General features: G+C 49.5%; 8 protein-coding genes. All 8 read right to left on the bottom strand.

Features of this window, described 5'->3' with window-relative positions:
• Positions 1 to 1,068: 1,068 nt before the first annotated feature.
• Positions 1,069 to 1,356 (bottom strand): DUF2442 domain-containing protein, encoded by a 288-nt coding sequence (locus EKD03_RS17535; RefSeq protein WP_129633642.1) that lies wholly within the window; start codon positions 1,354 to 1,356, stop codon positions 1,069 to 1,071.
• Between the two features lie 14 nt (positions 1,357 to 1,370).
• On the bottom strand, positions 1,371 to 1,631 hold the full coding sequence (locus EKD03_RS17530) for a DUF4160 domain-containing protein (protein WP_129633640.1): 261 nt from the start codon (positions 1,629 to 1,631) through the stop codon (positions 1,371 to 1,373).
• A gap of 980 nt (positions 1,632 to 2,611) precedes the next feature.
• Entirely contained in the window at positions 2,612 to 2,755 is a 144-nt protein-coding gene (locus EKD03_RS18515) for a hypothetical protein (protein ID WP_161569304.1), read from the bottom strand.
• A gap of 221 nt (positions 2,756 to 2,976) precedes the next feature.
• Positions 2,977 to 3,993, bottom strand: a complete 1,017-nt coding sequence (locus EKD03_RS18510) for a DUF4236 domain-containing protein (RefSeq protein WP_161569303.1) — start codon at positions 3,991 to 3,993, stop codon at positions 2,977 to 2,979.
• Between the two features lie 124 nt (positions 3,994 to 4,117).
• Positions 4,118 to 4,828, bottom strand: coding sequence for a DUF4145 domain-containing protein (locus tag EKD03_RS17520; protein ID WP_202976811.1), 711 nt, complete (start codon positions 4,826 to 4,828; stop codon positions 4,118 to 4,120).
• 342 nt (positions 4,829 to 5,170) lie between these two features.
• The gene (locus EKD03_RS17515; protein WP_129633638.1) at positions 5,171 to 6,307 is read right to left on the bottom strand and encodes a PIN-like domain-containing protein; all 1,137 of its coding nucleotides are present in this window, start codon (positions 6,305 to 6,307) and stop codon (positions 5,171 to 5,173) included.
• A 307-nt stretch (positions 6,308 to 6,614) separates the two neighbouring features.
• Positions 6,615 to 8,612 carry a hypothetical protein gene (locus EKD03_RS17510; protein WP_129633636.1) on the bottom strand — a complete coding sequence of 666 codons (1,998 nt, stop codon included), beginning with the start codon at positions 8,610 to 8,612 and terminating at the stop codon, positions 6,615 to 6,617.
• Between the two features lie 707 nt (positions 8,613 to 9,319).
• Positions 9,320 to 9,545, bottom strand: a 226-nt coding sequence (locus tag EKD03_RS18895; RefSeq protein ID WP_238613570.1) for a hypothetical protein, incomplete at its 5' end; no start/stop codon positions are given.

The raw sequence follows: 9,545 nt of genomic DNA, 5'->3' as shown, positions 1-9,545 counted from the left end.
ACTCGTGCGATGCCATCGCAGGTCGCTCCCATCTCGCTACGCTCTGATGCGCTCCCGTCAGCCCCACGCCCAACGCCAGCCTTCAGGTGCGCCGCTGGCCGCGTTCCCGTGATCTGATTGATGTTTGCCTAGAAAAAGAGCCAGACATGGCACCCAGGTTCAGGCCGCGCCAGCGGCGTCACCTGCGAGGCGATGTTGGGCCATGCTGTTGGTGACGAAGGGTTGCGTCTGCTCCCGGCACTGCGGACAAAAGCGGTCTTCCGCTTCTTCCTGACATGTCTCGTTGGTACGGCATGGAAGGGTGGGCACGGCATGGGCTCGGCCCATCCTCTGGCCTAGTTTTTTGGCACGGCGCTATTGCGGCGATCTGATAGTACCCGAACGGCAGTCCGCAGGGACGACGTTGGTCGGTTGGCACGGCGTTGGTGTCGCGATCTGATGCACCACCCATGGCATGCATCGCTGGCATGGGTGTTCTCCCGGCGGCTCCCCTGGCACGGCCCTGCTCGTGCGGAAACGGGCATGCGATCCATCGAACCATCCCTACCTCGGTGGTCGGGGCGTGAGAGGTGGGCACAGCGCCCTCCCGGCTGCACCCCTGGCACGGCATCCCTCGTGCGGAACCGGGGATGGGATCCATCCAACACGTCATGTCTCGGTGGTTGGGGCGTCATCATGGGGACGGCACCCGCTCGGTTGCTCCCCTGCGCAGGGCACGGCTCATCCGGGATCGGGGATGCGATCCATCGAACACGCCCTACCTCGGTGGTCGGGGCGTGATAGGTGGGGACGGCACCCGCTCGGCGGCTCCCCTGGTCCTGCATCCCTCGTGCGGAACCGGGGATGTGATCGCTCCCCAACGCCCTTCATCTCCCGGTTGATCCCCTGGCACGGCACGGCTTGTCCAGAGTCGGGCATGCGATCCATCCCCAATGGTGCATCGCCCGGACGCCTCAGCACCATGGGCATGCCCCATCGCTGCGGGCAGAGACGGCCCAACGTGTATTGGGTAGAATAAGTACGACCTCTATCCCGATCCTGGGATCGAGTAGAGGTCGTAGAAGCCGCTTACGAACGTGCTTCTTCAGGATGTGGAGCTGCCTGCGCCCACGGCGGCGTTCCTCCATGATAGAGGACATCAGGATCAATGTCCGCGCCATTGGGCCAGGTAAGGGTGCCACCATCGACCGTAACTGTGGGAAAAAAGGTTGGATCGGTGCGCACCGGCTCGAAGATAGGGCCCGTCGCAATATAGGGTGTGAGATCAATCTCACGCTGTTCGCCATTGGTAAATACGACGCGGATACGCGGCGTTTCCAGTGGCTCAGCCGATTGGACACGGATGAGGTGTGGCATCGGAGTTTCCCTCCTTACGTGAGCGGGACGATAGGAATGAGCGGCTGCGCCTGACGCGCTAACTCCCAATTCGTTATCAGTTCGGTACGATGGAGTTCTTCCCATTCTTGCACCAGCCGCAGTGCCCGCCGTGAAAGCTGTCCCTCATAGAGATCGCCCGATCCGATCAGAATCAGCGCTTCTTGTCCGCCATAGGTGGCATGGAAATGGGGTGGCTGATGATCGTTGTAGTACATCCAGATCACAATGCCAAAAAAGGTGCTAATCCGTGGCATAGACGATCCTAATTCTCCTCAACTCCGAACGGGGATATTTCCCGCGCTTCGACTTGTACCCGTAGTATAGCATAGCCCTGTCCGGTAGCAGTTTTTCAGGTTGAGGCTGCCGCCCAACGCTACGCCTCAATTGCGCCGCTGGCAGGCTTCCCGTGATCCGCGTGAAGCTTGCCCAAGAAGGACATTCCCAGAATCCCCCCAGTTCGCAGGCCGCGCCAGCGGCGTCACCTGCGAGGCGATGTTGGGCCATACCAGGGATGACGAAGGGTTGCCTGCGCTCCCGGCATTGCGGACAAAAACGGTCTTCCACACCTTCCTGGCATGTCCCGCTGGTACGGCATGGAAGGGTGGGTACGGCGCTCGTGCGGCGATTCCTGCGTGCCTCTCTGGTCTGGCACGCCCTTCAGCACGGCACCCGCTCGGCTGATCCTCTGGGTACGGCATCGCTCGTGCGGCAACGGGGATGCGATCCATCCACCATGCCAGACATCGGGGGGAGGAGCGAGATCATGGGTACGGCGTTCTCCCGGCTGCTCCCCTGGCAGGGCATCGCTCGTGCGGCAACGGGGATGCGATCCATCCACCATGCCAGACATCGGGGGGAGGAGCGAGATCATGGGCACGGCGTCCTCCCGGCTGCTCTTCTGGCACGGCATCACGCGTGCGGAACCGGGGATGCGATCCATCGAACCATCCATACCTCGGTGGTAGGGATGGGAGCATGGGCACGGCGTCCTCCCGGCGGCACCCCTGGCACGGTACGGCTTGTGCGGAACCGGGGATGCGATCCATCCACCATGCCAGACATCGGGGGGAGGGGCGAGATCATGGGTACGGCGTCCGCCCGGCTGCTCCCCTGGGTACGGCATCGCTCATGCGGAACCGGGGAGGCGATCCACCCACCATCCCATGCCTCGGTGGTCGGGGCGTGCTTGGTGGGCACGGTGTCCGCTCGGCGGCTCCCCTGGGTACGGCACGGCTCATCCAGAACCGGGGATGCGATCCACCCACCATATCTGCCCACCCACCATATCTGCCGACTGATCCCCTGGGCACGGCACTGCTTGTCCAGAATCGGCCATGCGATCCATCCCCAATGGTTCATGACCCGGACGCATCAGCATGGTTGGTATGCCCCATCGCTGCGGGCAGGGCCGGCCCAACGCCTGCCTTCAGGTGCGCCGCTGGCAACGTTCCGTGATTCCCATGAAGTTTGCCCTCTCAGGAAATATCCAGAATGCACCCGGTTCGCGGGCCGCGCCAGCGGCGTCACCTGCGAGGCGATGTTGGGCCGGGGGTTGTCGGATAGACGGGCGATCAAACGATGCATAGATAATAAAAATAACTATAAGTTTACATGTTTTTTAACATCTCGAAAGTCTGGGGCTTGCGCATATAGTTTCTGAAATTCTTTACTCGCTTGACTCTTTTTCCCGGTGGCTTCGTACGATACGGCACGCCAATAGAGTGCCTCATTGAGCAAATCAGGATCGCGATCTTTCTTCTTCTTTAACGCCTCAGTAAATAACGCGATTGCTACGTCATGTAACCCCTTCTCCTGTAGCGCACGACCGCGCAGAATAGTAATCTCTAGCGTAATATCATCAGTAATAGTTACTTTTTCAGCACGAGCAATTATCCCATCCCACACACCAGCTTCAGCATAGAGATCGCATAACGACAAGGTAAGAGCCGGCTCATCTACCATATCATCAAGTTCTTCCAGGATGCCTATAGCTTCTGCGAGACGCCCTTGTTGCTGATAAAGTTCAGCAAGCAATAGTGCCGCACCAAGACCATCAATTGGCACCGTCACTTGAATCTCATTTGTAATATCAATTTTCATCATTGCACTTGTGATGTATTTTTGCATCATTGGAGTTGGAAATTCTACATCACAAGAAACAACCAATTCCAATTGATTAATAGCATCGTTAGTGCGTTCCGGATATTGAGATAAGAGCAGTCCTGCTAAAATACCAGCCCCCACATCTTTTGGGGAAGCTTCGAGAAAATGACGTAGTGCATCATCACGCTTACCTTCCTGAAACGCAGTTATCGCTTTGTAAAATGCCTTTTCGTACCCCGGTGCAAACATTCCTGGAGAAGGTGCTTTCGGAACACTAATAGCTCGCTGTTGTAATGGAGGGGATGCTTTGCGGGATGAAATGGCCTGCACACCACCGAGTTTTTGCGAATGGCTAATACCCGTTCCTGGAATACTGGTTGTAAGGCGCGTACCACGAGGACCAGTACTTATACGGGCACCCTTCACGCCCGTACTCATGCCAATACCGCTCTTGCTGATATTCAGACGGACGTGCTTACCAAGTCGGATGCTTTTACTGAAGCGAAAACTCATCGTATCCTCCCCATTCGAGCCTGATGCAACTATATCATCAAAATCCAGATATCATTAAAGAAAAACCTCGTATCTTTCGCGGTAACTGCTCTATGCTTGTGACAAGCACTATGGCCAGGTATCGCTACAACATGGGACCCTTGCCATACTCCTTAAGTTTCTTGTTTAAAGCATCTCGGCGTGCGCTACTCTTTGGTTCCTCAACAAAGTAGAACAGTAAAAGCGTCTCTAGCACTTCTAATGTCCATTCTGCTTCACCTAACTCGACCTCTACAATCTCGCCAGTGTTAGTGTCTTTCATAGGATGCGCTGCGAAGTTTCCTATTTGACGAATTGAATCCAGATCTTTCGCTAGATGCTTAGGTAGCTTATTACTCTTTATGAGCTTATCAACCTCGGAAAACAAGGTCTTTTCTGTAATTCCCTCCTGCTCACGGATTAAATTTTGAAGACATCTTCTACTCAATGCAGCACTCGCCTTAGCTGATACAGATAGTGTATCGTGAGCTTCACGAAAATCCACAGCAAACTTCTCTGGTATCTCGATAGGAATTTGCTTAACAGGAAACTTGGGAAATAACAGGGTAGTAGAAATAATTTTTCGCTCCTCCGCCCCTAGATCGCCCTCTATTTCGTTAAGCCACATTATTGGTTTTTTACAATCTGGACACCGATGCGATGTAATAGAGTACTTTTTGGCAAGATCATCTGTAGTTGTATTATCGCTTTTTGATGGCACCCTACGGTAGGGATGGAAGCTTGAAAACTTTGGAAACGAATGATCCGCATTAACCCCATCTAAACTGAATAATATCCCACAATACGGACAGTTCATACTCTACTTCTCCTTTTCTATCTTAGTGTACTGACAGCCCAGACAATAGTAGCATACTCATTTATATATTACAAGTTGAATAGAACACTGCTTAATATTTAGCAGTTTCGTTTCGGGTTGAGGACGGCCCAACGCCAGCCTTCAGGTGCGCCGCTGGCAGGTTTGCTTGATCAGAACGACGTTCAGCACATGACAATGGTATAAAAAGCACCCAGTTTTGGGCCGCGCCAGCGGCGTCACCTGCGAGGCGATGTTGGGCCGGGGATTGAATGGACGACGCGTGATCGGTAAGACGACAAACAAGACAGGTGGTATCGACGGTCTATATCTTAATCTTTTTAACTATTTCTTAAGAGCTATTACCTTGGCCAGACCTCTTCCTATGAATTTTTCCGATAGGTCTACTACGCCCTGATTGATTAGGTTGTTAACAACTGCATAGCTATGATTGATTTCGTAGCCCTGCTTTGCCAATACTGATGTAATGAAGTGCTTCAACCCTACATATGATTCTGGATCTTCACTTATTAAACCCTCGTATTCTGATAGTTTCATCACCAACTCACTCTCTGTGATTATCCGAAATTGATGTTGGTTTGCTGTTTTCTGTTCGTCAGACACACGAATATCGCGTACTTCTTGAATGACTTCTGTACTAATGTTACTTGCGAGGAATTTACCCGCGAATTCTATAAAACGCTCTATTGTATATATATAAAAAACCTTTTGAGTTGATGATTGAAATTCTTGTATCAGTTGGGGCTGTGGACTGATCTTTCTACCATGAGACTCTAACCACCAGTCTTCTTTTTTATCGTCCGAGACAAAAATTATACTACTGTCCGTAGTCTTTGCTCTTTCTATCATTTCCTTCCAGATAATTAGATCGCCATATATTCTGTAGTTGTCATTCGAAGAAGCCTTTTCTTTTGCGTCAATATAACCAGGGGGTACTTTTTTATCATGACGTGCCTTTCCTTCATTATATATCTCCTCTAATTGAGTTTCGATAAATCCTTCTCCAACTTTATTCTCAAATAAGACTCCTATTTCCTTAAGAATCTCATCTCTTACTAGACGACTCATTAATAACTGCTTATTTTGTTCAAGTTCACGAATAGCATTGTCAGATACGCTGCGCATTTGTATTAGAGTTGCATTTTCAATAAAGGGATGCTGTCTGTCAGTTGCTAAAATTGCTACTATTTCTTGTATCTTCTTCACAGTTTTATCATATTCACTAATTTGCTTGCCAAGAACATCTAAGCGATTATCAAAGAATTCATGCGCTACTTTACGAGGCATCCAAATTCTAGTTTCCAAACCTTTCATTAAACCCAATAAAGTAGAACGGGTTTCTTCTGAATATCGATAAAGATGAAGTAGTACATTTGTATCAAATACAAATGTGCTTTCATGCCACATTTTTTCTAAGGCTTCTTCTGTAAGTTGAAAATAACCTGGAAATAGACTCTTCATCTTAATCCCTCCTGCGAACTGCTATACAAACTCTTAAGCAGACTTGAATATAACACAACTTGGTAACTTTATTTGCATCGCCATGCCCGGCATAGGCATTTAGAACTGAGGACGGCCCAACGCCAGCCTTCAGGTGCGCCGCTGGCAGGTTCCCGTGATCCGCGTGAAGCTTGCCCAAGAAGGCAATTCCCAGAATGCACCTGGTTCGCAGGCCGCGCCAGCGGCGTCACCTGCGAGGCAATGTTGGGCCGTGTGAGGAAAGCTATAGAGTGACATGTTAATACAGGTGATTTCATTTTTTTACTACTTATCCCCCTATTCTTAATAGTAAATTCTTTATAACAATCGTAATATTATTCTTAATCCAATCTCTTATATCTAATACTCTCGTCCCAAACATCATATTACTTATTGATAACAGAAAAAGTATCACAAGTAAGAACAAAAAGCCCGTACTGATATAGCGAGGAAGCGAATCGCTCACATCTGGTAATCCCCAAGGGAAAGTAAAGAATGTTGCTACACAAACGCTTACAAATAGTATCCAATAGATTGCATTCGAGAATAGGCTGCCTATCCTATCAGAACGCTGAGCGATCCTATCTTTTCGGGCGGTTTCGTTCCGCAAGCTTTCATTCAAGCGTTCCATCAATTCAGCAGACTTCTGATAAGCTGCTTCAAGATCTTCTTGTTTTGCTTGCAATACTTTTTCCTGCTCAGCCTTTTGTTCTCTAAGAATATTATTTCTGATAAACTCCAAAATCTCATCAACAGTCCCTTCAGTAAACGCTTCTTCGATTCCTAATGTTTGGTCGGCGATAGCCCGAAAAACATTAATATCATATCGGAGCGTAAAGTACTGTTCGTCTGAGATTTTTCCTGCTAATTTAAGTTTTTCTATCTCTGAATAATAAGCTCGAATAAGCCGATCCGAGGGTTGAATTGCTGCATAGCAGTCAGCTATAATCCTCTTACGAGGAAGATCAGGTGAAGCATTTGGCTGCTTAAGCCAAACAATATTGGTCATAGCTTGATCTGTTTGACATGAAGGAATAATATCTGATTGAATGTCCCGATAAAACAGTTCTCGTGATATTCGATTTAGGCGCTGATTAGTTGTCACAAATATAGCAGTACAATCCTCGTAATAAAATGACTGTTTTCCTCTACGAAGGCGCATAATAGCCGAAATAGAATCTACGTCGCGCTTTAGTGCACGAGGATTGCGGTACGCCTCATTATGATATGATGTTATACCATATTTCTCATCAGGTTGATTCAGTACTCTCTCAAGTTCCAACTCATCGATCACATATTCATGCTCTGCATAATCAGGATTCTTGATAACCTCAATACCCAGAGTTTTCATGTCCCTTTCGAGATTAGATATATAGAGTAATATATCGCTTGAAGTTGAGCGCTGGGAGATAAAATAAAGCATAGTTGCACCATGTACATCCCTGAGATCACCGTTTTCTATCTTTTGCCTACAACCATAAAGTACACCTCTAATTTCTTCTAGTGTGTGTTCAAAACAGTAAAGCTTAGCATCGACATTTTGAAGAAGTTTTAAAAGTTCAAGAGCAGGTGCCTGACGCGCCTCTCCCGCATGCCCTATAGCAAATAGAATAAATGTAGTATCAAAATACACAGCAGTATCTCGAAATTTGACAGGGCTTTGATTACTATCGGGAAGAAATACAGCGTTAGCGATCATGTTTCCGTAAACAACATTTTCTACAAACCGGAAGAAGGGTGATTTCGTTTCCTGCAAGTAAGAAATAAAGGCTGCCACTAAATACTTAGACTCATTTGACGGATATTCAACATGAGGAACCACAGAATTTGACGCCTTAGCGCTAACAATAGCGATTTGATTTTCCTCGATATAAGCCGATAATGCACTTTCAGCATCAGATGTTGACAAAATTCTATCGTATCTTTCTTTGCAAAAACTACACATCAACTCGATAACCTTGTCGTATTGCTCTATCAGTTGTATTTGTATATTTTCAAAATTCAATTCCTCAATCTTATCATGGTTTTTATAGTAGACCCCGCGCTCACGACGCACATACTTTGCTCGACTAACCCTCTTAAGAATGGCAATGATCACGTTTTGGGGTAGATCTAGACCAAAACTCTCTTTTAGCGATTTTTGTATCTCAGGAGTTGAAATAACATCCTCCGAATGATTCTTTATACATTGGGCAACTATCGGTACAAAGTTCTCAATGTAATCCTTCTTTAGAATATCCGCATTAGCTTTCAAGATTGCGAGGCTGACTAGGGTTGAAGCTTTCATGTTCTCACTCCTTTGTCGTTATGCAAGGATGTCAACACTCAAGCTTATAGTATATCAGATTCCGTAAAGTTAATAACAAGTAAAATCATCTCTTGTTTTGTGGTGCTTATGGGTTGATGAGCCACTGTAGTCAATGCACGGCCCAACGCCAGCCTTCAGGTGCGCCGCTGGCAGTTTTTCTTGATCGGAACGAAGTTCGACCCACAAGAACATGCGTAGAAAGCACCCAGGTTCGGGCCGCGCCAGCGGCGTCACCTGCGAGGCGATGTTGGGCGGGGGGCTGACTCGTTGACGGGCAATGAAGGTCGCAGACTCGCAGACGGGCATCGCAGGTTGCAGACTCGGGCGATGGCAATGAAGGTCGCAGACTCGTTGACGGGCATTGCGGTCGCAGACTCGTTGACGGGCATTGCGGTCGCAGACTCGCTGACGGGCATCGCAGGTCGCAGACTCGCTGACGGGCATTGCGGTCGCAGACTCGCTGACGGGCAGTGAAGGTCGCAGACTCGCTGACGGGCATCGAAGGTCGCAGACTCGTGCGATGGCAATGAAGGTTGCAGACTCGTGCGATGGCAATAAAGGTTGCAGACTCGTGCGATGGCAATGAAGGTCGCAGACTCGTGCGATAGCATCGCAGGTCGCAGACTCGTTGACGGGCATCACAGGTCGCTCCCATCTCGCTACGCCCACGCCCTGATGCGCTCCCGTCAGCTCCACGCCCAACGCCAGCCTTCAGGTGCGCCGCTGGCAACTTCCCGTGATCCGAACGAAGTTTGCCCACCAGGAAATACCCAGAATGCACCCAGTTCCCAGGCCGCGCCAGCGGCGTCACCTGCGAGGCGATGTTGGGCGCGGGGCTGACGGGCAATGAAGGTCGCAGACTCGCTGACGGGCAATGAAGGTCGCAGACTCGCTGACGGGCAATGAAGGTCG

This window comes from Candidatus Oscillochloris fontis (genome assembly GCF_004138135.1).
GTDB lineage: Bacteria > Chloroflexota > Chloroflexia > Chloroflexales > Chloroflexaceae > Oscillochloris > Oscillochloris fontis.
The sequence above is the reverse complement of the archived record's forward strand: the minus strand, read 5'-3'. Positions and strand labels throughout refer to the sequence as shown.